Raw genomic sequence first — 26,121 nt, forward strand, 5'->3', positions numbered from 1 at the left:
GGTTTCAGCCCAACGATTAGAACCTAAATCGTTACAATAAAGTTAATTAACCCTGATTCAGACCAAGCCTATCGATACTATCTACGGAAACCTCAAAGGACTTAAACCTAGTCAACTCAAGCAGCTACAAAGACTGTATCATCAGAAGCTGCCTGGCGATCGCTTGACAACGGTCGAATTTGCTCAAAGACTAGCAGCAATCAGTACAGAGATTAATCAAGTTGTCTGTGCTTATGTGAACCGTCGTGGACAAGTAATTCGAGTAGGAGTGGGAACTCCCCATCAAACCCAAATTCCTCCTTTAGAATTACCTCGTTACGGTGCAGAACGTCTCTGTGGCATTCGTTGTCTTGCCACCAAACTCAAACAAGAACCACCTAAAGAAGCTAGTCTTACGGCTATGGTACGTCAGAGATTAGATGCATTAGTTATTCTGACCTTGACAGGAACAGGAATGACCAGAAGAGGTGGTGGAGCGACTGGTTACGTCAAAGAAACGTATTTAGCTCATTTAGTGCCTCAATCAGAGTTAAATCTGGACAATCAAAATTATTGGTCAGTATCACCACCCTTAAGTTTAGACCTGCTCAGTAAACAAGACTTTCTTAGTTTGGTTGAAGGCTTAGAAACCGAATTTGAGCGAGAATATTTAGGGCAAGAAGTAGATGCAAATCGCGACCGCGTCGTCATTGTCGGTCTACAAACTGACCGCATTAGTCAAGAACAATTTGAAAATTCTTTACAAGAATTAACTCGTTTGGTGGATACCGCAGGCGGAGAAGTTATCTACACCATTCAGCAAAAACGCCCTCAATCTCATCCTCAAACTGTAGTAGGTGCAGGCAAAGTTGAAGAAATCGCCCTCAAAGTTCAAACTCTAGGAGCTAGTTTAGTCGTATTTGACCGAGATCTTTCTCCTGCTCAAGTACGAAATTTAGAAACCCAATTTGGAGTAAGAGTAGTAGATCGAACTGAGGTAATTTTAGATATTTTTGCTCAACGCGCCCAATCTCGTGCAGGAAAATTACAAGTAGAACTAGCTCAATTGGAATATATGCTACCTCGTCTGATTGGCAGAGGGGAAGCAATGTCTCGTTTAGGAGGTGGAATTGGAACTAGAGGTCCCGGTGAAACTAAACTCGAAACTGAACGCCGTGGGATTCAAAAACGAATTGCTCGTTTACAACAGGATGTCAATCAACTCCAAGCGCATCGTTCGCGTTTACGTCAACAACGTCAAAAACAAGAAATTCCCACAGTCGCGATCGCGGGTTATACTAATGCAGGGAAATCTACCTTAATTAACGCTTTAACCAGTGCTGATGTTTATACAGCAGATCAGTTGTTTGCTACTCTCGATCCGACTACTCGGCGTTTAGTTGTTCCTGATGCTGTTACAGGGGAAGCACGGACGATTTTATTAACCGATACGGTTGGTTTTATTGAAGAATTACCACCTTCTTTAGTTGATGCTTTCCGAGCTACTTTAGAAGAAGTTATCGAAGCAGATGCTTTACTCCACGTAGTCGATTTATCCCATCCTGCTTGGGAAAATCAAATTCGTTCAGTCATGAAAATTTTACAAGAGATGCCCATCGCTCCTGGTCCAATTTTAATTGCTTTTAATAAGTTAGACCAAGTTGATAGTGAGACTTTAGCAAGGGCAAGAGAAGAGTTTCCTCTAGCGGTATTTATTTCTGCTAGTCAGCGATTTGGTTTAGAAACCCTACGGCAAAAATTAGGGGAATTGGTTCATTATGCTGGTGATGGCAGTCGAGCAGCTAAAGAAGAATAAATAAAGTCACAAAGCGATCGCTCTACAACTAATAAGTTACTGATTAAGAAAAGGCGAGACAAGCAAGGCAGCACAGGCAGAAGCTTTAAAAGAATATGCAGCTTTCTATGCACATCAGCTTATACCCAGAGACAAAAATAAATCCGGCTTAAATTCAAGTTGATTTAATTGAGAGCAGATTATCTTAAAGAAGAGATATGTTGTTGAGAAAGATCTTTGAATCAATATGAAAAATTTATCTTTGGACTATACTTCAATTCAATCTCTTCCCGAAATTTGGGCGATCGCAGCAAGCAAGTTTGGTAATACAATTGCTTTAGACGATCCTCATGCTCAACCTGAAGTAAAAATAACCTATCAAGAGTTATCGGTAAAAATTAATCAATTTGCTGCTGGTTTACAAGCATTAGGAGTTCAACCGTTTGCCAAAGTTGCACTATTTGCTGATAATAGTCCTCGTTGGTTTATTGCCGATCAAGGAATTATGATGGCAGGAGCAGCTAATGTAGTACGTTCTGCTAATGCCGAACAACAAGAATTACTGTACATTCTTGAACATAGTGATAGTAGTGCTTTAGTCGTAGAAAATCTTAAAACTTTAAATAAATTAGGTTCTTCTGTTGCAGATTTACCTATCGAATTAATTGTTTTACTTAGTGATGAAACCCCTCAAAGTGAGCTATCGATTCAGATCGTTAACTTTGAGCAATTAATGGAAACAGGGAAAAATCATTCTCTTCAACCAGTACAACAAACCAAAGAAAACTTAGCTACTCTCATTTATACTTCTGGAACAACGGGCAAACCCAAAGGTGCAATGCTTTCCCACGGCAACTTATTGCATCAAGTCAATAATCTCACTTCAATTATTAAAGCAGATGTAGGCGATCGCGTTTTAAGTATTCTTCCTAGTTGGCACGCTTACGAACGTAGCGCAGAATATTTTCTGTTTGCTCAAGGTTGTACTCTTTATTATACTAACCTGCGATCGCTAAAAAGTGATCTGCAAAAATATCAACCTCATTATATGGTTGCCGTTCCCCGTTTATGGGAATCAATTTATGAAGGAGTGCAAAAACAATTTCGCGAACAACCACCCAGCAAACAAAAACTAATCAACTACTTCTTTGAAATTGCTGAAGAATACATTGAAGCAAGGCGAATTGCTGAGGGAATGAGTTTAGAACATCTTAATCTTTCTGTTGGTGCAAGATTATTAGCTAAAACTAAAGCAAGCTTATTATTACCTCTCTACAATTTAGGCGACCGGATCGTCTTTAAAAAAGTTCGTCAAGCAGTAGGCAGTAACGTCAAAACTCTAGTTAACGGTGGTGGTTCTTTAGCAAAACATTTAGATGATTTTTATGAAATAGTTAAAATACCCCTTTTAGTTGGTTATGGACTGACAGAAACCTCTCCTGTGACTAACGCCCGTACTTTAAAACATAATTTTCGAGGTACAGCAGGAAAACCCATTCCTGAAACAGAAATTAAAATAGTTGATCCGCAAACCCGACAGACTCTTCCTCAAGGGCAACAAGGATTAGTTTTAATTCGGGGGCCTCAAGTAATGCAAGGATACTATAAAAATCCTGAAGCAACAGCAAAAGCGATCGATCCTGAAGGTTGGTTTGACAGTGGTGATCTTGGTTGGGTCACACCAGATAACGATCTAATTTTAACAGGAAGAGCAAAAGATACGATTGTCTTAAGTAATGGTGAAAATATTGAACCACAACCGATTGAAGATGCTTGTGTTCGTAGTCCTTATATTGATCAAATCATGTTAGTTGGACAGGATCAGCGTGCATTAGGAGCTTTAATTGTTCCTAATTTAGATGCGCTACAACAATGGGCAACAAATCAAAAACTCAATCTTAATTTACCTGCTCCTAATACTTCTTTAGCAGAAATTAGCCAAAGTGACTTATACAGCAAACCAGTTCAAAACTTATTTCGCCAAGAATTAAATTCCCAAGTTCAAAATCGTCCTGGTTATCGTGCTGATGACCGAATAGGAACATTTCGGTTAATTTTAGAGCCTTTTTCTCAAGAAAACGGGACGATGACCCAAACTCTTAAAATTAAACGTCCTGTAGTGCAACAACGTTATCAACAACTGATAGATAGTATGTTTGCCGATAAATAAGTACCTAGGCACAATTAATAATACTTTCCTATTTTCCCCAACTTTCTCTCAACCATGTAAATTATTTTCCACGACTAGCTAAAAATCAGCAAATCGAAAAATTGAGGTTATAACGTATAAGGTATTGAGGAGGAAAAATCATGGATTATGTAAGCTCTAGTTTGATGCTTAAAAGACCTGTTACGGTCAAAGCAATTGTTACTACCCGTTGGAAAGAAGAAGTACAAGTTCAACTGCAAGGTCAAATTCAACAGCTTGACGAACAGATGCAGCAGATAGATATGCAGGGACAAAGAACTATCGAGGAAATCCAGAAAAAAGGAGCTAGTAACCCGCAAATCGATAATATTAAGTCTCAAGTTAATCAGAAAAAAAGTGAATTGCTCAATAAAAAAAATCAATTGCTACAACAACTTCAACAAGTACAGTTACTAGAATTAGACCAAGAAGTAGTTCAAGCGCAGATGGAAAGTTTCTTCAGAATTGAAAAAGGTGACAATCTTGTTAGAAAACTTAATGTTGAAGTAGTGTTAAGAGATGGCGTAGTTGAAGAAATTCGCGGAGAACTCTAGACTACTAAAATAAATACATTTTAAGAGAAGGAATAATTTGCCTTCTTTTTTTATGTTTGTGGTTTGCCCTAAACTGTAATCTAAAAAAAGTAAGTAAGATGCAACAACTACCGTGACCAATCATCGCCATACTCGCGTTATCTGTTTGGGAGAAATCTTGTTTGATTGTCTAGCTGACCAAATTGGACTTTCTTTACCAGAAGTTACTTCTTGGACAGCTTATCCAGGAGGCGCACCTGCCAATGTCGCTTGTGCTTTAGTTAAATTAGGTATTCCTGCTGCTTTTATTGGTTGTGTGGGGAAAGACTCAGCAGGAGAAGAATTAATTCAGCTTTTAGATGCAGTTGGGGTAAATAGGACAGGCGTACAACGTCATGAAACCGAACCAACTAGACAAGTTTATGTGTTACGTTCTACTACAGGAGATCGTCAATTTGCTGGATTTGGAGACAACCCAGTAGATGGTTTTGCAGATGCTTATCTTCAAGCTGACGAATTACCGATAGAACTTTTTGTTGAAGCAGAATATTTAGTGATTGGGACTTTAGAGTTGGCTTATCCAGAAACTAGAGTTGCTGTTTTTCGAGCTTTAGAATTAGCCGATCAATATCATCTCAAAATAGTTTTAGATGTCAATTGGCGACCAATGTTTTGGGAAGATGAAACAGAAGCTTTACCTTTGATTCAACAGCTTTGGCAATACGTGGATTTTGTTAAATTAGCAGAAGAAGAAGCTCAATGGTTGTTTCAAACAACTGATGCAGCAGCGATCGCACATAAACTTAATTCAGTAGAAGGAGTTTTGGTGAGTGGAGGCGATGCCCAAGTGAGTTATTGCCTCAGCGATAATGCAGGTAGAGTAACTCCTTTTTCGGTTGAGGTTATAGATACGACTGGCGCAGGAGATGCGTTTTTAGCTGGATTTATTGCTCAATTGTGTCAACACAAACTGAGTAGTCTAAGCGAGCCTGAGATTGCCCGCGAAATTGTTACTTATGCTTGTGCGGTTGGAGGTTTAACTACCACTAAACCAGGTGCGATCGCTGCTCAACCGACAACTATGGAAGTAGAAGCTTTTCTTCAGAAACAAAAAAATTCTTCGTAGTCGATGAAAACAGAAAGAGAGCCGACGACTTGCCGTGTTTCGTCTCGACTCTCTAACTGGTTCGCTCCTCACACGCTTGCTATAGTAAATAAGCTTGGTTGATTTGTCAACAGGATTTAAGTTTTTTTATGTAAAGATTTTTTTTGCTTTAAGTAAAGATTAACTAAGTTAATTTACAAGCTGGCTATAGTTCACTCAAGGGGATCACGCCTAATTGTTGTAGTAGTAAAGCTAAAAAATACTGTACTAATGCTACTAATCCCAACCTTGCTTGGGCTAATTGAGGGTTAATTCTGCCAAAAATACGGCAATTAGCTTCAAAATCGAGCATTGTTTGACTTAGATTTTCTGCTAATTTGAAACAATTAAAAGATTGAGAACTAGCAAAAACATCAACCAGATTGACTAGTTCAAGAATCAAAGTGCGATCGCTTTCATCATTGAGGAAAAAATTTCCTTGGCTATTTAACCCAGAAAAAGAACAGGAAGCAAGCAGATTCCAACTACCAACAGCAAAATTACTAGCTTTCAGTTTAATTAAACCTTCTCGTTCTCCTAAACGTAACAAAGAACAACAACGTGCATGAACGTATTGTAAGGAAAACAAATTATTATGATTACATAAATGGTTATTTTCATTGACTGTGGTGGTTGTCTCTAGAAATGCAATCAGTTGACCTAACCAATTGATCAAACTTGATTCTTTTAAAGACAAATCAATCCAACCTGAAGCTATTAATTCAAGCTCAAACTCCAGACTGGTTTCTTGAGAACAATTTTGAATGCTTGTAAAAATTTGAATTAGCTCTTTTGCCAACATAAGAGGTGACAATTGCCACTGACTAGCTAGAGGAAAACAAATGGCGCAACGATACTTAACCTTGTTTGAATTAGTTTTATGGGAACGAGATAAAATAATTTTTTCTGGTATTAAGGTAACTAAAGATTGTGATAGGACATAAAAATTATGTTGTTGTTGATATGAATTAATTGCGTACTCTAGCTGCTGTTGCAGAGAATATTTAATAGCAATGGAATCAAACTTGAGATGTAGTTTAAAAAACTTATCTAAAAAGGTATTTTTTGATACATTGTTATCCATGTAAAATCAAATATGCATCGATATAATCAATTTGCCTCCTCACTATGCACTTCTCCGAAAATTCCGCAGAGGCATCTCGCCCATTTTTAACTTGGCAGAGGATCATCGATTGGGGTCATACCCATTATCGCGATCGCATTTTCAGAAAAGATGAACGTGTTCCGGCTCGTCCTGGATTACTATATTTAGTAAACAAGGGTGCTATTCGTCTAGTAGGTGCTGCTCAAAGTAGCATAGTTAACTTTGATGATGGCGAATCCTCCGAACCTCCATCTGATTTACCAGAAGAGGCTTTTTTAGGATTTGTTGATGCCGGTCAACCCTTTGAAATTGTGGCACAATCTCCTTTTAATCTTCAAGCTTATGCCCATGTAGACCGAACTGAAGTAGTTTGGATGTACTGGCATGACTTAGATAATTGGCCTCATTTTCGTAAAGAGGTTTATGAATCATTTCGTTATCAGCATCAGCGTAAATTGTTATGGCTTAGTGCTTTAGGGCAAAGACGAACCATTGAACGACTGATGAATTTTCTGACTTTATTGATAGAAGAATATGGAGAACCTTGTGAGAACGGCTATTGTCTACCTTATCTTTTGACTCATGCTCAAATTGGTAGTGCGATCGGTTCAACCAGGGTAACTGTTACCCGTTTAATGGGAAAACTACGTCGCCAAGGTTTGATTTCAATTCAAGAGGATAACCTGATTTGTATGCCTCATTGGGAAACAGCCAAAAATTACAAAGAAAAGTAGAATTTTGCCCCACTATCGGGACTTGCTTGCGCCCAAACTTTACCCCCGTGACGATAAATTATCCGTCCCACAGTAGCTAAACCAATACCCGTACCTGGAAATTGGGTTTCTGAATGAAGTCTTTGAAAAGGAATAAACAGCTGATCAACTAGATGAGATTCAAAACCAGCCCCGTTATCTTGGATACAGTAGGCTAAATTACCGTCATTTTGAGGAATAGCTTTAAACTCAATTTTGGCTTTAGCTTGATGAGCAGTATATTTCCAGGCATTATCTAACAGGTTATTTAAGACAATTCGTAATAATCGGGGGTCACCTTTTACTACTAAATTTGGTTCAACGATCGCTTCTAAGTGACGATGAGATTGACGAGCTTTTAATTCGGCAATAATTTCTGTCGCGATCGCACTGAGATCGACACTGACACATTGCATTTGAAAACGAGTAACGCGAGACAATTGTAATAGAGCTTCAATTAATTCAGCCATTCGGTAACTATTGGCTCTAATTCGTTGCAAATAATGTTTACCTTGATCGTCTAGTTGTTCTTGATAACGTTCCCACATTACTTGACTAAACCCATTAATAGCTCTTAAAGGTGCTTGTAAGTCGTGAGATACAGAGTAAGAAAAAGATTCTAATTCTCGGTTAGCAGCTTCGAGTTGAATGGTACGTTTTGATAAAGCTTGTTTGACAGCAATTAAATCTGGTAAGTCACAAGCAAGATAGAGAATGGCATAGATTTCTCCTGTTGGTTTAGTTAAAGGAATTTTATAAGTATCAAATTGATAGAATTCTTCACATAAAATTCTACTTTCTAGTTGATGGATAATTTTACCTGTCCGAAAAACTTGCTCGCTTTCTTGAAGAAATTGTTCTCGATATTCTGAAGAAAAACACTCTTCAATCTTTTTACCTAGTAATTGTTCAGAAGAATCAAAACCAAGACTGGCAGCAAAACTTTGATTGCAATAAGATATCCTTAAATTATCTCGTTTCATCACCAGCAGATAATAAGGTAAAGCATTAAAAATAGTTTTTAATTCATCGAGAGATTGAACTAAATCTTGTTCAAGATAGCGGTCTAATTTTTGGATTTGAGTTTCATTTTGTTTGGCTTGAGTAATATCAATTACGACGCCAATCATTGCCACTACTCGATTGGCAAGATCATTTATGGGTTTGGCAATCGTTTTTACCCAACGAATATTATGATAATTGTCTACTATACGATATTCTATTTCTAAATCCCGTTGAGCTTTAACAGCTTTAATAGCAGCTAAATCAATTGATTGTCTTTCTTCATGATGAATAGTTTGCAAAAAACTAGCATAACTGCCATCAAAATTATGCTCAGATAAAGACAAAATAGTTAAGGCGCGCGAGTCTAGTTTGACTAAGTTAGTTTGAAGATTCCAATGCCAAATTCCACTTTGGCTAGCTCCTAAAACTAATTCTAATCGTCTATTTGTTTCCAACAGTTCGGTTTCGGTAACGATTAAATTAGTAATATCTTTTGCCATAGAAATCATTAATTCAGTGCCATCATTGAGTTGGGCTACAGGAGTAGAAAATAGCTCCCAAAAGCGTTTTTCTCCGTGGCGAGTAGTTACCGTAACTTCGCTACGAGTAGTTACAGTCGTTTCTTCTAATTCAGAATTGAGATCGATTTTGTTGGGTAAATTAAGTAAAGAATTAACGACTCGTTGAAAAGTAGCTTCATGATCGAGATTAGAATTAAGCGATCGCACTATTTCTTGATGTTTGAGATCTGCTCTTCTAATCCATTCGGTAAGAGTAGGAATTTCTTCTAATCCATAACCAGTTGTTTCTTGCCAACTTTTGTTAAGATGCAAAATCTTACCATCAGAGCGATGAATCATCATCGGAAACGGTGCATTAGTAAAGCAGAGACGAAATCTTTCTTGACAAAGATTAGTATGAACGGGAGATTCTTTAAGAAAATTAGAATTTAGCTGACTTTTTTCAAGAGTATTGATAGAAAAAGCTTGGTTTGCCTGAAAATATTCTGCCAATTCAATCTCTTCTAATAATAAGGGAGCTAAATGTAATTGGGCGCGTCGATCCGTTTCATAGGAAACTTGGGGATAGGATTCTACCCACTGATGAATGAAGCTAATATAACTAAGTAACGTAATTAAATAATTATACATTTCCAAGCCCAAAAATTGACGTACGGTTTGACGACAAGTTTTTGCTTGAGATGATTGAACAAACAGTAAAACAGCACAACGCAATAAACTGTGTTCGATTTCCGAGTTAGTTTGCCAAGTGCAATCTTGATTAGCTGGTTGATTTAAATATTCAAAATCTTCGGTTAAGTCGGCTTCGCTTTCAGGCAAAACAGAACGATTTAGTGTTAAGATTTCTCGGGCTGTCATACCCAAACAACGCAAACTACAACTATGACAAATGACAAAATAAGGAACAGAACAATAACGCCCCAGATAAACAAAAAGTTTTTCTTTAAATAAAGTTGGTAAAGGATTTTGATAATAGGCTAACGAAGTTTGCTGCCACAAGCTAGCTAGTATTGATGGTGTAGCCATAGCTGGTTCTAAAAAAGCAGGAAAAAACCCTAATTTTTTCACAATTTCTGCTTTAATTTGACTGTTTGTGGGCATAATTTCAGGTTGATTCCTAAAAATAAAAAGATAGAGTAAGCATCATTAATTTAAGTTATGCCTATTACATTAAGGAAAACTTAAACTTAATCTTGGCGAACAATAATTTAGTTTTTTTTAACAATAGATTCTGTTCAGAAATTAAGTTGAAACTATTACTACAGTGTCTTAAATTTAAATTATCGAACAAGTTGAATAGTTAGATTCAATTTCTAAGATTTAATTTACTAAAACCACTCATTTTACCTGGATTTAATAATCCACAAGGGTCTATTTTGTGCTTAAATTGTACTTTCTGGTGATCGATAGTTTTATTCCCTCCAGCTTCAATAGTGTAAACATGAGGATTGGCAATAAAAGCACCGTTAGCTTCGTGATAATCAATGATTTGATTGAGTCTAGTTGCTGTGGTATAACGAACTAATTGCAAACCTGCGGGAACAGCTTTACCACCAGCTTTCAAAAACTCTAGATGAATTACAACTTCATCGCCAAAATATTGATACATTTGTTCGACTCGTTCTAGAGTGAAATAAAAAGTTTGCAGATAAGTTAAATTAGGGTCAACACTGCGAGCATGAAGCGTGGTATGATTCCAAGCAAATTCTAATAAACTTGTACCTGCGATTTCCTTTGCCTTTTTACAATAAGTGATTTCGCCTTGATATTCTGCAATTAAAGCTTTCATCGCTGCCAAATCGTATTCCGAGATCATTAATAGGGCGCAATGTTTTCCTGAAGGCAAATAATTTTGTAAAGCTGTAAAGTAGGAAGGAATCGGAGCAGCATGAATACTAACTAATTTTTTAACAATCCCATCACTATCACTTAAAGCTTGTCCAAATTTAGCTGCACTCATAAATTGATCGAAAATCACAATCATTTCTGCCCAAGGATAGGCAGGTGCGAGGGGAATTTCTAATTGAGTAATAATACCTGTAGTTCCATAACCATGAATAACTTGTTGAACCTCATCTCCTGATAATTCAATCACTTCTGGTGTTTCAGTCATAGTTACTAACCGCACGCGCTGCAAATTACCTCGTTCTTTGAGTTGTCCGTAAGTAATTGAACCCATCCCCACACTACCACCGCCAATAAAACCACCAATAGTAGCTGTACGATAGGTAGAAGGTGCAATTCGCAGTTCCCAACCAATTTCTCGCGCCTGTTTATCAAAAGCTGCCATTTTAACCCCTGGTTCAACCGCAGCCATACCTGGTTTTAGCCAGTGAATTTGATTCATTTTGGTTGTGTCAAGAATTATTCCTGCTTCTAAGGGAATACATTGTCCGTAGTTACCTGTTCCTGCACCTCGAACTGTCAAGGGAACTTGATGACAATAACACAGTTGAGCAATTTTAATTACTTCGGCTTCATTGCTAGGACGAACTACTAAATCTGCTCGTTTATCTTTGAGTTGTTCGTAGAGAATCGGGCTAAAATGATAATAATCGAGAGATAGCTTAGCAATTTGATTAGATTCAGTAATAATTTCTATACCTTTAAGTTTATCCGCGATCGCTTGCCAAGCATTTAAATGAGTAGTCATTAGTTGTTTCTCTTTGGTTTTTGTGATTGATTTTATTACTATAAAAAAAATTTCTTAAGCTACGGAGAGTTTTTCCCAATAGCGAAACCAAAAGCTCGACAATGATACTAAATCCGATTCTCAAAGTACACTTATCGATTGAGAGTTTAAATTAGCTTAAAAGCCTTCTGCCTCCTGGAGATGCTGTGTGCTGTTCGGGCTTCTTCCATTCGGAGGTTTCCTCAGAATTCAATTCCGCCCACGGTATGAGGATTACTCCCAAAAGCTTTTAGTTAATCATTCACCGTTGTTATCGGTTACTGCGTTATGTTTTACGAGGTTTTCGCTACTTTACTTTTTGTCTAGAGATGCAGACTTTTCGTTTCTAGGGTTCAACTTAGAGAGTCATTCACAACCCTCCCACCGTATATGAAGATTTTACGTCTAAATCCTTAAGTTCGATTGATCCCTTCGGCACAGCAGAGGGTCTATTTTTCACAGAAAGATAAAAAAGTTACAAGGGAATTTGATTAATTTGAGCTTCAACTTCTAGGCTAATACTTCCCCTATCCACATTCATTTCTTGAATGCGAAACTTCGTCCCCTGATAGTTTACATAAGATGAGTTAATTAATTTCTTAAGTATTTCCATAAAGGCAACTAAAATTTCTAAAGAAAGTGCCTGTCCTTCTTCAAAATAAAACTTTTCCATTAACACAGGATGCTCGTGAGTACGCGGATGTATTACACCTGTAAAGCAAACTTGTTGAGTTTTATCTTTTTCGCAGACTTGTAAATTGCTACTAAAAACCACTTTACCTTCACCAGGTAAGCGTAACTCCATTGGTCGGAGAAATTTGAGCAGGACGATTTGACCATCTACATTTAACTCTAAAGGAAGAAGTTTACTAAGAAAATAATCTGAATTCAAATTTTGATTGAGATCTGCTTCTGTCATAACCAATCTTCCCGTAGAATTTATGGGTTGGTTTAGTTCGATTTTGCCGAAAAGAACACTTAAAAGATTAATAGCAATTCCATCTAAATCAAGTTCAATTTTCTGCACATGAAGATCTTGCTGCGTTACCAATCCTTTGCCTGTAATCGAAATCGAATCGACTTCTCCCTGAACTATTTTGATTGGGTTGGTACGAATATCTACATCTAGTTCTTGTGCTTCCTCTACTTGTTCAGATAGTAGGTTTTCCGCTACCTTTGAAATCGCTTGTTCGTCTAGTCTTTGTTCGCTTGACATCGCATTTTGCTACTGTTGAAACACCTGTTTTAGGGATATCAAAAAAATTTAGAAAATGTTTCATCCTAAAGTTAGACTAATTTGAAATAGATTTAGATAGAGTTAAAAAAAAGTCCTCAGCTTCACCAGTACCTACGAGTAAAGTTAATGGCATTTCAAAGTAAATTCGATTGAATACTTACATCTCTTGTATTAGTAGAATGCTAAAGCTAAAAAATCTTTTGATTAACTTATTAATTGTTATCTTAATTGTCTTGGTAAGTGATTTAACGTTCATTACCCAAGCAAAAGCTGTGACGCAAAATTTTCAATGGACTGGTTCAACGGGATATTGCGCCAAAGCAACCTTTACCTATGATGAAACAACCGCCACAAAAATTATTTCTGAACAAGGTGCTGGTCGTACTAATCAGTTAAAGTCTCTCATCGTTACCTTTTATACTCCTGCTGGAGAAACTATTCACCAATACGAAAATGTAGTTAATGGTGAGACTAGAGGAAATTATTTTGAATTCAACTTCGATACAGCAACTCAAAAACTTTTTGGAAATATCGATCTAGGTGGTGAACTGTCTGGAGAATTGTTTTTGAAGGGAACAGTCAATCAACAATTATCCTTAATTGAAATTGAACCATCTGGCGAAGAACATCTGATTGATACCGATGCTGTTGTTAGTTTCGCTGCGGAGAAAAATTAAATACATTCATTTCTCTGGTCTTTGTTAATGGTTAATAATTGGTCGCTACGCGCACCTTCGGTGAGGTTGATTATTCATCCCTCATAATTAGTAATTAGTAATTAGTAACTGATAACTGGTCACCGAAATTTATCCTGCATAAAAAAATTAGTATCGACGTAACTAGAGAGTGAAGACAAACAACAACAAAAAACAAACAAATTTACTTTAGAGGTCTAGAACAATGAAAAAAGCTGCACTAATCATCTCCACTCTCGCTTTAGCTCTTTCTCCTGTAGCTGCATTCGCCGGGCAAGCACAAAGTAATGTTCAAGCTGGTTCTAATACTGCTGTAACTCATGGCATTGGGAATGTTACTAATCAAGCTGTTTCTAACGATTTAACTCAAACTCAATTAGGTTTGGATGGTTACAGTATCGATCCTCAAATTCAACAATCGGTACAAGCTGGACAAAACCAAAGTGCTACTTCAGGTATCGGCAATGTAACTAACCAAGGTGTTTACAACAGTGCTGATCAATTACAATCTGACTTTGATTATCTTCCTTACTAAAAATAAATTTAGCTTTCCTTCAAGCTGAACCCAGGGGCGAAATGCCCCTTTTTTAGTTATTAATATTTTTTAACTCAAAAACTCGCGCATATATTGATTAACTAATTCTGGTCTTTCTTGTTGAACCCAATGACTACAATTAGGAATATATTTAATTTGAAAGTTACTGACATATTCTTCGGTTCCGTAAGTAAGTTCTTTTCCCAAAGCTGTATCGTTTTCACCCCAAATCATTAGGGTTGGGAGATCTAGCATTTTCCACTGCTGTTGGTTATTAGTGAGAAAACTATTATCAAAAATGTTGCGATAGTAATTTAACATCGCTGTTAATGCGCCTCGTTTTGCAGCAGCATCTTTGTAAGCTTCTAAATCTTCTTGACTAAAAGCGGATTTATCAACTGCCATATTGGTAAAAGCAAAACTAATCAGTTCATAATCGTTAGACTGAATAATTAATTCTGGAAGCAATGGTAATTGAAAAAAGAACATATACCAGCTTTTTAGCAATTGTTGAGGAGAGTGCAATCCTTGAGCAAATTTGGCAGGATGGGGTAAATTGAGAACAATTAATTTATCTACCATTTCTGGATGAGCGTAAGCAAACGACCAAGCGATCGCGCCTCCCCAGTCATGTCCAACTAAAATGCAACTTTGATAACCCAATCCTTCAATTACGCCTTCTATATCTTTGGTTAATTCGCTCATTTTATAGGCTTCTACATCTTTGGGTTTGTCACTGTCGTTATAACCTCTTAGATCGATCGCAACTACTTTATAGTCTTGGGCAAATTCGGGAATTTGATGTCGCCAAGAATACCAAAATTCAGGAAAACCGTGTAACATCAGCATTAATCTACCTTCTCCTTGGGTAACGTAATGAAGATTAATACCATTGGTGTGAACGTAGCCTTCTTGCCAACCTTGTTTAAGTAAGGACATAAATTTTTTCTCCTAATATTGGATTGGGAATTACTAAAAAAAGTTACTAAAATCGAAAGAGCGATCGCTTTTTACTAAAGCAGGTTTTATTTTTAAGTGTAAAAAATCTCTGGAAACATCAATAATCCCAGCGTAAATCGTTACACTGATAACTGTACAGACGTAACATGTTACGTCTCTATTGATAACTGATAACTGATTAAGTGAATCTATTCCAAGAAGAACGTCTCTTATTTACTCCTGCTTCTCCTGAAGCTAATGCTATCCCGATTATTTTTGCTTTTCCTAATCAATACACTGTTGGGATTACTAGTTTAGGTTATCAAATTGTTTGGGCTACTTTGGCGATGCGCTCCGATGTCGAGGTAAGCCGTTTATTTACCGATTTACAGGAATATTTATCCAAATTACCTGAATTATTAGGATTTTCTTTTTCTTGGGAACTTGATTACGTTAATATTTTTAATCTCTTAGAATCTCTAGATATTCCTCTGCGGAGTAACCAACGTCAAGATCATCATCCTTTAGTTTTTGGTGGTGGTTCAGTTTTTACTGCTAACCCTGAACCTTTTGCTGATTTCTTTGATGTGATTTTGTTGGGAGATGGAGAAAATTTACTCGATAATTTTATTAATGCTTATCAGGAAATTAGAACAGCTAAACGAGAAGTTAAATTGCGTCATTTAGCCCAAATTCCTGGGATTTATGTTCCTAGTTTGTATCGAGTAGCTTATGATAGTCCCGATGGAACTATTAAATCTATTGAACCAATCGAAAACGATATCCCTGCTTTTGTTACCAAACAAACCTATCGAGGTAATACTCTTTCCGCCTCTACTGTAGTCACCCCAAAAGCTGCTTGGGAAAATATTTTTATGGTGGAAGTAGTTAGAAGTTGTCCAGAAATGTGTCGTTTTTGTTTGGCAAGTTATCTGACTTTACCATTCCGCACTGCTTCTTTAGAAAGTTCTCTCATTCCAGCAATTGAACGGGGATTACAAGTAACTAACCGATTGGGTTTACTAGGTGCTTCGGTTACTCAACATCCAGAATTTGAAACTCTGCTAGATTATTTATCCCAACCAAAATATGATCAGGTTCGTCTTAGTCTGGCTTCAGTACGAACAAATACAGTTACAGAAAAATTAGCCCAAACTCTGGCTAAAAGAGATACTCGTTCAATTACTATTGCCGTCGAAAGTGGTTCGGAAAGACTACGAAAAATTATTAATAAAAAACTCAGCAACGAAGAAATTATTCAAGCTGCCCAAAATGCCCAAGCAGGAGGTTTAAAAGCAATAAAGTTCTATGGAATGGCAGGTGTACCAGGAGAAGAGATTGAAGATATCGAAGCAACTGTGGCAATGATGCAAGCTGTTAAGAAAGCTGCCCCACGTTTACGATTAACTCTTGGTTGTAGTACTTTTGTGCCAAAATCTCATACGCCGTTTCAATGGTTTGGAGTCAATCCCGAAGCGAAAAAAAGATTGAAATTTTTAGAGAAGAAATTAGGTACTTTGGGAATTGATTTTCGTCCAGAAAGTTATAATTGGTCAGTAATTCAAGCCTTGATTTCCAGAGGCGATCGCCGTTTAGCTAATTTACTAGAATTAACTAGAGAATATGGTGATTCTGTAGGTAGTTATAAACGAGCTTTTAAACAACTTAAAGGTCAAATTCCTCCTTTAGATGATTACGTTCACACTAATTGGAAAAGCGATCGCATTTTAGCTTGGCATCATCTCCAAGGTGCTTTACCTCAAACCACTCTGATCAAACATCTTGAAGAGGCAATGAATTATTTTCCTCAATCTTCTCTAGCTTAGAGAGATTCTTTTTGTGATTGCGGAATTTGAATCACTTAACGCTAATTTGTACTGTCAAGCTGCTGCAATGGCGATCTTGCTGTGTGAAAGATAGAGAGTAGTTTTTGGAGGCTTAATATTCATTTTTCAAACGTAATAGAAAGTTCAACATAGGACAATTTCAGATTCAGAAGTAGATGCTATGATTTATGTAAAATATACTGACTAAAACTGTGGCTAAAGTAAATAAAAAAGAAGAAACTAATACGATTACTAACACTAAGAAAAAAATGAGTGTTGAAGATTACATCAAAACTCAATTTGGAAAATATGATGAAGCGATTAAAAAACTTGCCGATGCCTAACATAGAGTGGATTGAATATGATGAAGTCTTAACACTCCATCAAGTTGCAATCTCAAGATATGGAGGTTCTCAAGGCTTAAGAGATAATAACCATTGGTGTCTGGATTGAATAAACCCAGGCATCATTGTTTTTATGAGAATACGACTGATTTATACATCTTAGCTTCTCTTTATGCGGTTGGAATTGCTTGTAATCATCCTTTTATAGATGGAAATAAGAGAACCGCTTTTCAAACTGCAAACTTCTTTCTTTGCAAAAACGGAATTATTAAAAATTACGATAATGAGCGAGTGTACGAAAGAACCTTATCTTTGGCAAACAAAGTAATAAATTATTTAGAGTATGCTGATTTTTTATTAAATGGTTAAAGATGGCAATAGCGCGGTGTGAAAGGTTGAAAGTGATTTTTGAAGAGTGATCACGCAGTGCCTCGCCTTTGGCGAGATCGCATTACCAAAATAAGGATTGTAAAACAATTACGGGAATTTTTTTACAATCAAGATAAGCATATATAAAGAAATTTAAAAAAGCTGGAAATATGAAACGGATCGTCTTGATTGCTGGATTTGAATCATTTAACGCCACCTTGTACCGTCAAGCTGCCCAAATCTCTACATCTCGTTGTAATGAATTAGAAATTGAAGTATTTAGCGATCGCGATATTACCAGTTCCTCGGATAAAATAGAAAATGCGTTACAAGATGCTGATGTTTTCTTTGCTAGTCTGATCTTTGATTACGATCAAGTAATGTGGTTACGGCAACGAGTCGAACATATTGCAATTCGGTTAGTTTTTGAGTCAGCTTTAGAGTTAATGAGTCTGACACGGTTGGGTAAGTTTGTGATTGGTGATAAACCCAAAGGAATGCCGAAACCAGTCCAATTTATCCTGAGTAAGTTTAGTAATAGTCGAGAAGAAGACAAACTTGCAGGTTATCTCAGTTTTTTAAAAACGGGTCCCAAATTACTTAAATATATTCCTGCTAAAAAAGTCCAAGATTTACGTAATTGGTTAATTATTTATGGTTATTGGAATGCAGGTGGCACAGAAAATGTTGCTGCCATGTTTTGGACAATAGCTGAGAAATATTTAGGTTTAAAAGTAGGTGAAATTCCTTCAGTAATTGAAACCCCAAATATGGGTTTATTGCATCCCGATTACCCTGGATATTTTACCTCACCTAAAGATTATTTGGATTGGTATCAAAACCACGTAGGGGCGAACCACCGTTCGTCCTTACCAACAATTGGTATTCTTTTATATCGCAAACACGTTATTACGAAACAACCCTATATTCCGCAATTAATTAGTTATTTTGAAGCTGAAGGATTAATTCCTTTACCTATATTTATTAACGGCGTAGAAGGTCATGTTGCGGTTAGAGATTGGTTGACTACTAATTATGAACAATTACAGCGAGAAAAGGATAATAAAGAAATACTTTCCTTATCAGAAAATGCAGTCAAAGTTGATGCCATAATTTCTACAATTGGTTTTCCTTTAGTTGGCGGCCCCGCAGGTTCAATGGAAGCAGGAAGACAAGTAGAAGTTGCCAAAAGAATTCTTTCTGCTAAAAATATTCCTTATATTGTTGCTGCACCTTTATTAATCCAAGATATTCATTCTTGGACAAGACAGGGTATTGGTGGTTTACAGAGTGTAGTTTTATATTCCTTGCCAGAATTAGATGGTGCGATCGATACTGTACCTTTAGGTGGGTTAGTAGGAGAAGATATTTATTTAATTCCTGAAAGAGTAAAAAGATTGACAGGAAGAATAAAAAACTGGATTAAACTAAAGCAAACTCAACCAAAAGATCGCAAGATTGCAATTATTTTATATGACTTTCCTCCAGGTTATGGTGCAACAGGAACTGCTGCTTTATTAAATGTTCCAAAAAGTTTGCTTAATTTTCTGATCGCTTTAAAAGAACAAGGCTATAATGTGGGAGAATTACCTCAAGATGGCGAAGAAATTATTAATCAAGTCAAGCAAGCAGATACAACCGATTTACATTTATCATTAGAAAATTTTACTGGTAATGGAATTAAAACTGATGGTAAAGGACAAGTAGCTATTAATGTCCGTACTTTAGAAAAATGGTTGGGTTATTTATTAACAACTAGAGTAGAAAAACAGTGGAAATCTTTAACAGATACTGGCATTAAAACCTATGGTGATGATTTTCATCTTGGTGGCATTCAGTTAGGAAATATTTGGATTGGAGTTCAACCACCTTTAGGACTTTCTGGCGACCCTATGCGTTTAATGTTTGAAAAAGATTTAACTCCCCATCCTCAGTATGCTGCTTTTTATAAATGGTTACAAAATGATTTTCAAGCAAATGCCGTTGTTCATTTTGGAATGCACGGAACTGTGGAATGGTTACCTGGTTCACCATTAGGAAATACAGGTTATTCTTGGTCAGATATTTTACTCGGAAATCTGCCTAATCTTTATATTTATGCTGCTAATAATCCCTCGGAATCTCTCTTGGCAAAAAGAAGAGGTTATGGAGTTTTAATTTCCCATAATGTACCTCCTTATGGCAGGGCTGGTTTGTATAAAGAATTAATTTCTTTACGGGATTTAATTACTGAATATCGAGAAAATACTGAAAAAAATTATCTTCTGAAAGATATTATTTGTCAGAAAATCATTGATACTGGTTTAGATGCGGATTGTAAATTTACAGAAGGGGAAAAATTAGGTATTGCTTTTAATGTTGAAAATGCAAAACTGTTTAGTAAAAAAGTAATTAATGAGTATTTTGTTAAAATATATGAGTATCTACAAGTAGTAGAACAAAGATTATTTTCTTCAGGGTTACACGTATTAGGAAACGCACCTAATGATGAAAAACTAAAATCTTATTTGGAAGCTTATTTTGGGGATGATTTATCGGTAGAGTTAATTGAGTTAATAATCGCTCACAAAGACGCGGAGGCACAGAGAATTGTAGAGACGCAACATATTGCGTCTAATCAATTAGAAGAAGCACAAAAAATTAGAGATTTATTAGAACAAAATAGGGATGAATTAACCAATCTTTTGCGAGGATTAAATGGTGAATATATTCCTCCTGCACCTGGAGGAGATTTATTAAGAGATGGTTCTGGAGTTTTACCTACTGGTAGAAATATTCATGCTTTAGATCCTTATCGAATGCCTTCTCCTGCTGCTTATGAAAGAGGAAAAGAAATCGCTAAAAAAATTATTGCCCAACATTTAGAAGAAAAAGGTAATTATCCTGAAACTGTAGCAGTAATGTTATGGGGTTTGGATGCAATTAAAACTAAAGGTGAATCTTTAGGAATTTTATTAGAATTAGTTGGGGCTGAACCTGTTAAGGAGGGAACAGGAAGAATTGTCCGTTATGAATTAAAATCTTTAGCAGAAATTGGACACCCTCGGATTGATGTTTTGGCTAATCTTTCAGGGATTTTCCGAGATACTTTTGTCAATATTATTGAGTTATTAGACGATTTATTACAACGGGCAGCAGAAGCCGATGAATCTCCAGAAGATAATTTTATTCGCAAGCATTATTTAGCTTTAAAATCTCAAGGAATTGAGAATGCTTCTGCGCGACTTTTTTCTAATCCTACGGGAGATTTTGGTTCGCTAGTAAATGACCAAGTTGTTGATGGAAATTGGGAATCTGGAGAAGAACTTGCTAATACTTGGAAAAATCGCAATGTCTTTAGTTACGGACGCAAAGATAAAGGACAGGCACGCCCAGAAATTTTAAATCAATTATTACAAACTAGTGAAAGAATTGTGCAAGAAATCGATTCAGTTGAATACGGTTTAACTGATATTCAAGAATATTATGGCAATACGGGAGGATTAAAATTAGCTGCGGAAAAACAAAGTGGTAAGCAAGTTGAAGCTTCTTTTGTAGAAAGCTTTTCTAAAGATACTAATCCTCGTAAGTTAAAAGATTTATTGCGTCTAGAATACCGCACTAAATTACTCAATCCCAAATGGGCAGAAGCCATGTCTAATCAAGGTTCTGGTGGTGCTTATGAAATTTCTCAACGAATGACGGCTTTAGTTGGTTGGGGTGGTACAGCTAATTTTAGAGATGATTGGGTTTACGATCAAGCAGCAGATACCTATGCGTTGGATGCAGAGATGGCTGCCAAGTTACGGGAAGCTAATCCTGAAGCGTTTCGTAACATTGTCGGCAGAATGATTGAGGCACATGGGCGCGGTTTTTGGGATGCAGATGAAGAGAAGTTGCAGAAATTACGAGAGTTATACAACTTGACAGAAGATGAATTGGAAGGAGTTACAGTATAAAAAATTAGTTTTATCTACTGAATGCCTAAAAAAATTAGAGAGTTAAAAAATATTTTACGGAAGGCAGGTTTTACAGAAACTAGTGGCAAAGGAAGCCATACAAAATGGTCGCATCCCTTATTATCAGGGAAAATAATTTTATCTGGTAAAGATGGAAGTGATGCTAAACCATATCAAGAAAAAGATGTAGAAAAAGCTTTAAAGAGATTAAGAGAAATAAATTGATATGAATCCAAATTATTCCATTATTATTCAATGGTCAGATGAAGATAACTGCTTTGTAGCTAGTCTTCCAGAATGGGGCGAATTTTGCCATACTCATGGTAAAACTTATGCAGAAGCACTTAAGAATGCTGAAGAAGTATTAGAGTTATTAATTGAATCTGCTATAGAAGAAGGCGAAACGTTACCAGAAGTCAAAAAGTTTGTAGTCTCTTAGTTAATTAATTAACATCAAATGTAAATAATTAAATAATATCAGACTCTATCGCTTCAAACACATGGACGATGTTTTTGGGATGCGGATGAAGAGAAATTGCAGAAGTTACAAAAGTTATACAATTTAACATGAAGATGAATTGGAAAGAGTTATAGTTTAGAAACAGCTAAAGTTCATAACAAAACTCCTGCAATGCAGCTTTAGTTTGAGGAAGACCTTGATTTAAAAGTGTGTTTAAGTATTCATTTCGTGTTTTAGGTGGATTTTTAAGTCTAAGTCTCTGCTGTTTTGCTGCCAAGCATACTGCTGCTCGATTTAAATCTACTAAATGCCGAATAAATTCATCTGGATGTTGAGCTTCAATTCTATATGTTGCTAGATAATTATATGGAAAATCACTTAAGTTAAAAGTGACAATCACATCGGCTTTACAACGAATTGCTGCTGCTAGAATATGGCGATCGCCTGGATCGGGTAGTCGCAATCCTGGGATTAGTTCTTCATAACCTATCACGAGACAGTCTCTAACCCTTGCATTCATTAAATCTCTGGTTCTAATAAGTCGTTCCAACGTAAGATCTGGACGATTTTTCAGAAGATTACTAATCCATTCATCATGAATTTGATTTGTCCAACGCGCTTTAAACAAATCTGTAAGCGCAAGCTCCATCAAGAAATCTCTTAATGGAGCAAGGTATAGTACACACGAATCGTAAATAACGGTAAAATTTGACACAACTTGTTAATATCCCATATCTAATTCTTGCGCTTCAGCAACGAGTTCATCAAGAATTTTTCTCCTTTCCGTATCAATTTTATCTTTGTAATCTTTTAAGTCTTGATAACGTACTCGACGACGTGTTCCTACTTTCCGAAAAGGTATTTCTCCTGCTTCGAGTAACCCAACTAAATAAGGACGAGATACATTTAAAATATCAGCAGCTTCTTGAGTAGTTAATTCCGCGTGAATGGGTATTAACGTTACTGCATTTCCCTGAGCCATTTGTGTCAAAATGTCAATCAATAAGCGAAGTGCTTCTGTAGGGATTGCGATCGCTTCACTTTTTTGATTGATATCATCTTGGATAAGAGCAATATTTTGGACAGGAGAGCTTTTAACTAGATAGGAAGCAATTTTTCTACTACTAGCTTTAGCTAATGTAGCTTCTTCTTCTGTCGGTAACATTTTCATTGTCATGGAAATTAACCTTCTCATATTCGATTTATTGGTTTCACCAGTCTAGCAGCTTTGCGAAATAAACGTAATGAGCGAAATGAACGAAATGAAGTTTAAAAAAAAATATTATTCTAAAGGCGATCGCTTTAAACTTACGAAGAAAATTAATTAAATAACTTAATCTAGTTTAACCATCTTGTATTGGGTGACATAGACAAGGTAAGCTCCGTTCAAGAATAAAAAAAGGACTTAGAAACTCAGTGTCAATCACCGAACATAAAATACAAGTAGGGAAACTGGAATGGTTTTATCGATTAGCTGAAGCCAAGAGTGATAACCCTCCCGTGCTGTTGCTACATGGTTTACCTGCCCATAGTTATACTTGGCGCAAAATTATGCCCGAATTATCACAAACAGGATATACTGCGATCGCGCCTGATTGGATTGGTTGTGGTTTTTCGGCTAAACCTGATAAACGAGATTTTGCCTATACTCCCGATGCTTTTATTGATGCCTTGGCAGACTTTATTTCTGCCCTAGAATTGACTTCTTTTCATCTAGTTGTGCAAGGATTTTTAGGTTCAGTCGGCTTACAATATGCTTTACGCCATCCAGAACAAATTGAGCGATTAATTATTTTAAATACTCCTATTGCTACCACTGCCAAATTACCTTGGAAAATGAAACAGTGGGGTTTTCCTTTTATTGGAGACATGGCAACCCAAGATCCCCTTTTAGTCGACCGCACGTTGGAAGGAGGAAGCGGTTTTGTCATCTCTGACAAAGATTTAGATGTCTTACGCAAGCCTTTTTTACAAACTTCATCTGTAGGAAGGGCGTTAGTTGCGATTATTAAGCGAATGGCATTAGAAAAAAGTATGAACGAAATAGCAACGGGTTTGAGTACATGGGAAAAACCTGCTTGTTTGATCTGGGGAATGCTCGATCCTTGGCTAGCTGCACAGGATGCAGAGACTTTAGCTGCTAATTCTTCTATAGAAATTTTGAAACTAGCAGAAGCCAAACACTATCCTCAAGAACATTGGTCATCCGAAATTGCAGAAAAAATCAGCTACTTTTTTCGCCGTGAAGTTTTCTAAATCGACGAATTCTTGAGACAATCAAAATTGTGATAGTAAAGCTAGTTTATTTGAGTTATGAGAATTTTTCGCTCGATTTTGCCTTTGATTTTAGTATTGGTAACTACTTTCTTAGTCAGTTGCGGTAGTCCTACCGTATCTGCACCACCAACTTACACGCCAGCCAAACTACAACAAATCAAGACTTATCGTATTCCTGTAGATGTGGCACAGCAAAGAATGGCTGAATTAGGTCAATATATTCAAGCAAAAGATTGGGTAGATACTGAAAGCTTTATTCATGGGCCATTAGGACTCATCAGAAGAGATATGACTTATTTAGCTAACTCCCTTTTACCTGAAGACAAGGAAAAAGCAACTGAACTTGCTAAAGAAGTTTTTGATGGTCTTGAAGAGCTTGATGCTGCTGCTAAAGAAAAAAGCTATACCTCAGCAATTCAGAAATACGGTCAAGTTGTTCGTAATCTTAACTCTTATCTAGAACTTCTTCCTAAATCAGAAGCTAGTTAATCAAGCAGAGAAGCTAATTAGGAGGATAAACACAGGTTGATCGATCACTTAACAGTCAACAGGCAAAAGAAGGAATATTGCTTTCTCTTCTCTAAAACCTAAAAACTGGTAACTGATGACTGGTCACTGGTCACTGTTTATCTCTCCCTTTCTCCCTTTTTCGTCCTTGATTATTTAATTGCTATAGTTTATGACTAAAGTTGCCATTATTGGATGTGGAGTAATCGGAGCAGCGATCGCTTACGAATTAAGTCGCATTCCTCAATTAAATCTTACTTTAATTGACCAAAACTACCCTGCTTCTGGTTCGACTGGTGCAGCGTTGGGTGTTTTAATGGGTGTCATTAGTCATAAAACTAAAGGTAGAGCTTGGCAACTGCGTCGCGATAGTATTCAACGTTATGAAACCTTGATTCCTGAATTAGAAAGGATTACAGGCAAGGAAATACCTTTTAATCGGCAGGGTATTGTCAAACTACTATTTCCTGAAGATAATCTCGAAAAATGGCATAAATTAGCCGAAACAAGGCGTAATCAAGGTTGGGAATTGAAAATTTGGGATCGAACTCAATTACAACAACATTGCCCTCAGATTGAAAATAATCAGATTATCGCTGCGGTTTATTCTCCTCAAGATCGACAAATCAATCCTACAATTCTTACAGAAACCCTTGTTGCTGCTGCCATTAGTAATGGTGTCGACTGTAAATTTGGAGAAAAAGTAACCAAAATTATACCTCCCGATCAAAATAAAACGGAAAATTATCAAATTGAAACCACCAAGACAACTATTACGGCAGATTGGGTAGTTATCGCTGCTGGTTTGGGTTCTACTCCTTTAACTACCGCGTTACAACAATCCTTAACCCTGCGTCCAGTTTTAGGACAAGCTTTAAAATTCAAATTTGACTCTGATTTAGGTAAAAGCGATTTTCAACCTGTAGTTACAGGAGATGACAAACATATAGTTCCTTTAGGGAACGGTGAATATTGGTTCGGTGCGACTGTCGAATTTCCTCAAAATGGTTCAGAAGTGACCGCTCAACCAGAATTACTCGCTCAACTCCATCAAGATGCGATCGCTTTTTGTCCAGCTTTAGCAGCAGGAAAAATTATTCAAACTTGGATAGGGAAACGCCCTCGTCCCGAAGGACAAGCAGCCCCCGTAATTCAACAACTTCCCAATTACCCCAAAGTTTTACTCGCCACAGGACATTATCGCAATGGTGTTTTGCTTGCCCCTGCTACCGCTCAAGCTATTGCTGCCATAATTGCTAAAACATAATATAAGCTAGATCGAGAGCAATTAAAATTTATCA

At 36.7% G+C, this 26,121-nt stretch carries 23 protein-coding genes; 16 read left to right on the plus strand and 7 right to left on the minus strand.

From position 1 onward, the window contains the following. Positions 1-70 precede the first annotated feature (70 nt). From hflX to STA7437_RS17065, 4 genes are all read left to right on the plus strand, one after another. Positions 71-1,795: a GTPase HflX gene (hflX, locus tag STA7437_RS17050; RefSeq protein ID WP_041619511.1), complete on the plus strand. Its 1,725-nt coding sequence runs from the start codon at positions 71-73 to the stop codon at positions 1,793-1,795. Between the two features lie 226 nt (positions 1,796-2,021). Further along, positions 2,022-3,944 (plus strand): AMP-dependent synthetase/ligase, encoded by a 1,923-nt coding sequence (locus tag STA7437_RS17055; protein ID WP_015194635.1) that lies wholly within the window; start codon positions 2,022-2,024, stop codon positions 3,942-3,944. 140 nt (positions 3,945-4,084) lie between these two features. Beyond that, on the plus strand, positions 4,085-4,516 hold the full coding sequence (locus STA7437_RS17060; RefSeq protein ID WP_015194636.1) for a YlqD family protein: 432 nt from the start codon (positions 4,085-4,087) through the stop codon (positions 4,514-4,516). A 112-nt stretch (positions 4,517-4,628) separates the two neighbouring features. Next, positions 4,629-5,621, plus strand: a complete 993-nt coding sequence (locus tag STA7437_RS17065; RefSeq protein WP_015194637.1) for a carbohydrate kinase family protein — start codon at positions 4,629-4,631, stop codon at positions 5,619-5,621. 184 nt (positions 5,622-5,805) lie between these two features. Here the strand turns inward: STA7437_RS17065 and STA7437_RS25005 are convergent, their stop codons facing one another. Further along, entirely contained in the window at positions 5,806-6,723 is a 918-nt protein-coding gene (locus STA7437_RS25005) for a DALR anticodon-binding domain-containing protein (protein ID WP_015194638.1), read from the minus strand. Between the two features lie 44 nt (positions 6,724-6,767). Between STA7437_RS25005 and STA7437_RS17075 the strand changes: the two genes are divergently transcribed. After that, positions 6,768-7,478 carry a Crp/Fnr family transcriptional regulator gene (locus tag STA7437_RS17075; protein ID WP_015194639.1) on the plus strand — a complete coding sequence of 237 codons (711 nt, stop codon included), beginning with the start codon at positions 6,768-6,770 and terminating at the stop codon, positions 7,476-7,478. Here the strand turns inward: STA7437_RS17075 and STA7437_RS25010 are convergent. The 3 genes from STA7437_RS25010 to STA7437_RS17090 all read right to left on the minus strand — a co-directional run bounded on the left by STA7437_RS25010 (position 7,463) and on the right by STA7437_RS17090 (position 12,909). Next, positions 7,463-10,123 carry a PAS domain-containing sensor histidine kinase gene (locus tag STA7437_RS25010; protein ID WP_015194640.1) on the minus strand — a complete coding sequence of 887 codons (2,661 nt, stop codon included), beginning with the start codon at positions 10,121-10,123 and terminating at the stop codon, positions 7,463-7,465. The genes STA7437_RS17075 and STA7437_RS25010 overlap by 16 nt on opposite strands. 205 nt (positions 10,124-10,328) lie before the next feature. Beyond that, a complete protein-coding gene (locus STA7437_RS17085) occupies positions 10,329-11,675 on the minus strand; it encodes an FAD-binding oxidoreductase (RefSeq protein WP_015194641.1) in 1,347 nt (448 codons plus the stop codon). 493 nt (positions 11,676-12,168) lie between these two features. Beyond that, on the minus strand, positions 12,169-12,909 hold the full coding sequence (locus STA7437_RS17090) for an LmeA family phospholipid-binding protein (RefSeq protein ID WP_015194642.1): 741 nt from the start codon (positions 12,907-12,909) through the stop codon (positions 12,169-12,171). A 293-nt stretch (positions 12,910-13,202) separates the two neighbouring features. Between STA7437_RS17090 and STA7437_RS17095 the strand changes: the two genes are divergently transcribed. Then, positions 13,203-13,607, plus strand: a complete 405-nt coding sequence (locus STA7437_RS17095; RefSeq protein WP_245562046.1) for a hypothetical protein — start codon at positions 13,203-13,205, stop codon at positions 13,605-13,607. Positions 13,608-13,830: 223 nt separating this feature from the next. Next, a complete protein-coding gene (locus tag STA7437_RS17100) occupies positions 13,831-14,160 on the plus strand; it encodes a hypothetical protein (protein ID WP_015194644.1) in 330 nt (109 codons plus the stop codon). Positions 14,161-14,229: 69 nt separating this feature from the next. Here the strand turns inward: STA7437_RS17100 and STA7437_RS17105 are convergent, their stop codons facing one another. Next, positions 14,230-15,099: an alpha/beta fold hydrolase gene (locus STA7437_RS17105; protein ID WP_015194645.1), complete on the minus strand. Its 870-nt coding sequence runs from the start codon at positions 15,097-15,099 to the stop codon at positions 14,230-14,232. Positions 15,100-15,302: 203 nt separating this feature from the next. On the opposite strand from STA7437_RS17105, the gene STA7437_RS17110 reads away from it, so the two are divergent. From STA7437_RS17110 to STA7437_RS17135, 6 genes are all read left to right on the plus strand, one after another. Beyond that, a complete protein-coding gene (locus STA7437_RS17110) occupies positions 15,303-16,925 on the plus strand; it encodes a B12-binding domain-containing radical SAM protein (protein WP_015194646.1) in 1,623 nt (540 codons plus the stop codon). Positions 16,926-17,137: 212 nt separating this feature from the next. After that, positions 17,138-17,269 (plus strand): hypothetical protein, encoded by a 132-nt coding sequence (locus STA7437_RS27445; RefSeq protein WP_015194647.1) that lies wholly within the window; start codon positions 17,138-17,140, stop codon positions 17,267-17,269. Between the two features lie 96 nt (positions 17,270-17,365). Continuing rightward, a complete protein-coding gene (locus tag STA7437_RS17120; RefSeq protein WP_051036070.1) occupies positions 17,366-17,638 on the plus strand; it encodes a type II toxin-antitoxin system death-on-curing family toxin in 273 nt (90 codons plus the stop codon). 170 nt (positions 17,639-17,808) lie between these two features. Then, the gene (gene bchH, locus STA7437_RS17125; RefSeq protein ID WP_015194648.1) at positions 17,809-21,576 is read left to right on the plus strand and encodes a magnesium chelatase subunit H; all 3,768 of its coding nucleotides are present in this window, start codon (positions 17,809-17,811) and stop codon (positions 21,574-21,576) included. Positions 21,577-21,597: 21 nt separating this feature from the next. Then, entirely contained in the window at positions 21,598-21,801 is a 204-nt protein-coding gene (locus STA7437_RS17130) for a type II toxin-antitoxin system HicA family toxin (protein WP_015194649.1), read from the plus strand. A 1-nt stretch (position 21,802) separates the two neighbouring features. After that, positions 21,803-22,015: a type II toxin-antitoxin system HicB family antitoxin gene (locus STA7437_RS17135; protein ID WP_015194650.1), complete on the plus strand. Its 213-nt coding sequence runs from the start codon at positions 21,803-21,805 to the stop codon at positions 22,013-22,015. A gap of 166 nt (positions 22,016-22,181) precedes the next feature. On the opposite strand, the gene STA7437_RS17140 is transcribed toward STA7437_RS17135, so the two are convergent. After that, a complete protein-coding gene (locus tag STA7437_RS17140; RefSeq protein WP_015194651.1) occupies positions 22,182-22,751 on the minus strand; it encodes a PIN domain-containing protein in 570 nt (189 codons plus the stop codon). A gap of 6 nt (positions 22,752-22,757) precedes the next feature. After that, a complete protein-coding gene (locus STA7437_RS17145; RefSeq protein ID WP_015194652.1) occupies positions 22,758-23,213 on the minus strand; it encodes a helix-turn-helix domain-containing protein in 456 nt (151 codons plus the stop codon). A 239-nt stretch (positions 23,214-23,452) separates the two neighbouring features. On the opposite strand from STA7437_RS17145, the gene STA7437_RS17150 reads away from it, so the two are divergent. The 3 genes from STA7437_RS17150 to STA7437_RS17160 all read left to right on the plus strand — a co-directional run bounded on the left by STA7437_RS17150 (position 23,453) and on the right by STA7437_RS17160 (position 26,087). After that, positions 23,453-24,292 (plus strand): alpha/beta fold hydrolase, encoded by an 840-nt coding sequence (locus tag STA7437_RS17150; RefSeq protein WP_015194653.1) that lies wholly within the window; start codon positions 23,453-23,455, stop codon positions 24,290-24,292. A 57-nt stretch (positions 24,293-24,349) separates the two neighbouring features. Next, positions 24,350-24,802, plus strand: coding sequence for a photosystem II protein PsbQ (gene psbQ / locus STA7437_RS17155; protein ID WP_015194654.1), 453 nt, complete (start codon positions 24,350-24,352; stop codon positions 24,800-24,802). Positions 24,803-24,992: 190 nt separating this feature from the next. Next, positions 24,993-26,087, plus strand: a complete 1,095-nt coding sequence (locus tag STA7437_RS17160) for an NAD(P)/FAD-dependent oxidoreductase (RefSeq protein WP_015194655.1) — start codon at positions 24,993-24,995, stop codon at positions 26,085-26,087. The last annotated feature ends 34 nt before the right edge of the window (positions 26,088-26,121 follow it).

Source organism: Stanieria cyanosphaera PCC 7437 (assembly GCF_000317575.1).
In the GTDB taxonomy this organism is placed as follows: domain Bacteria; phylum Cyanobacteriota; class Cyanobacteriia; order Cyanobacteriales; family Xenococcaceae; genus Stanieria; species Stanieria cyanosphaera.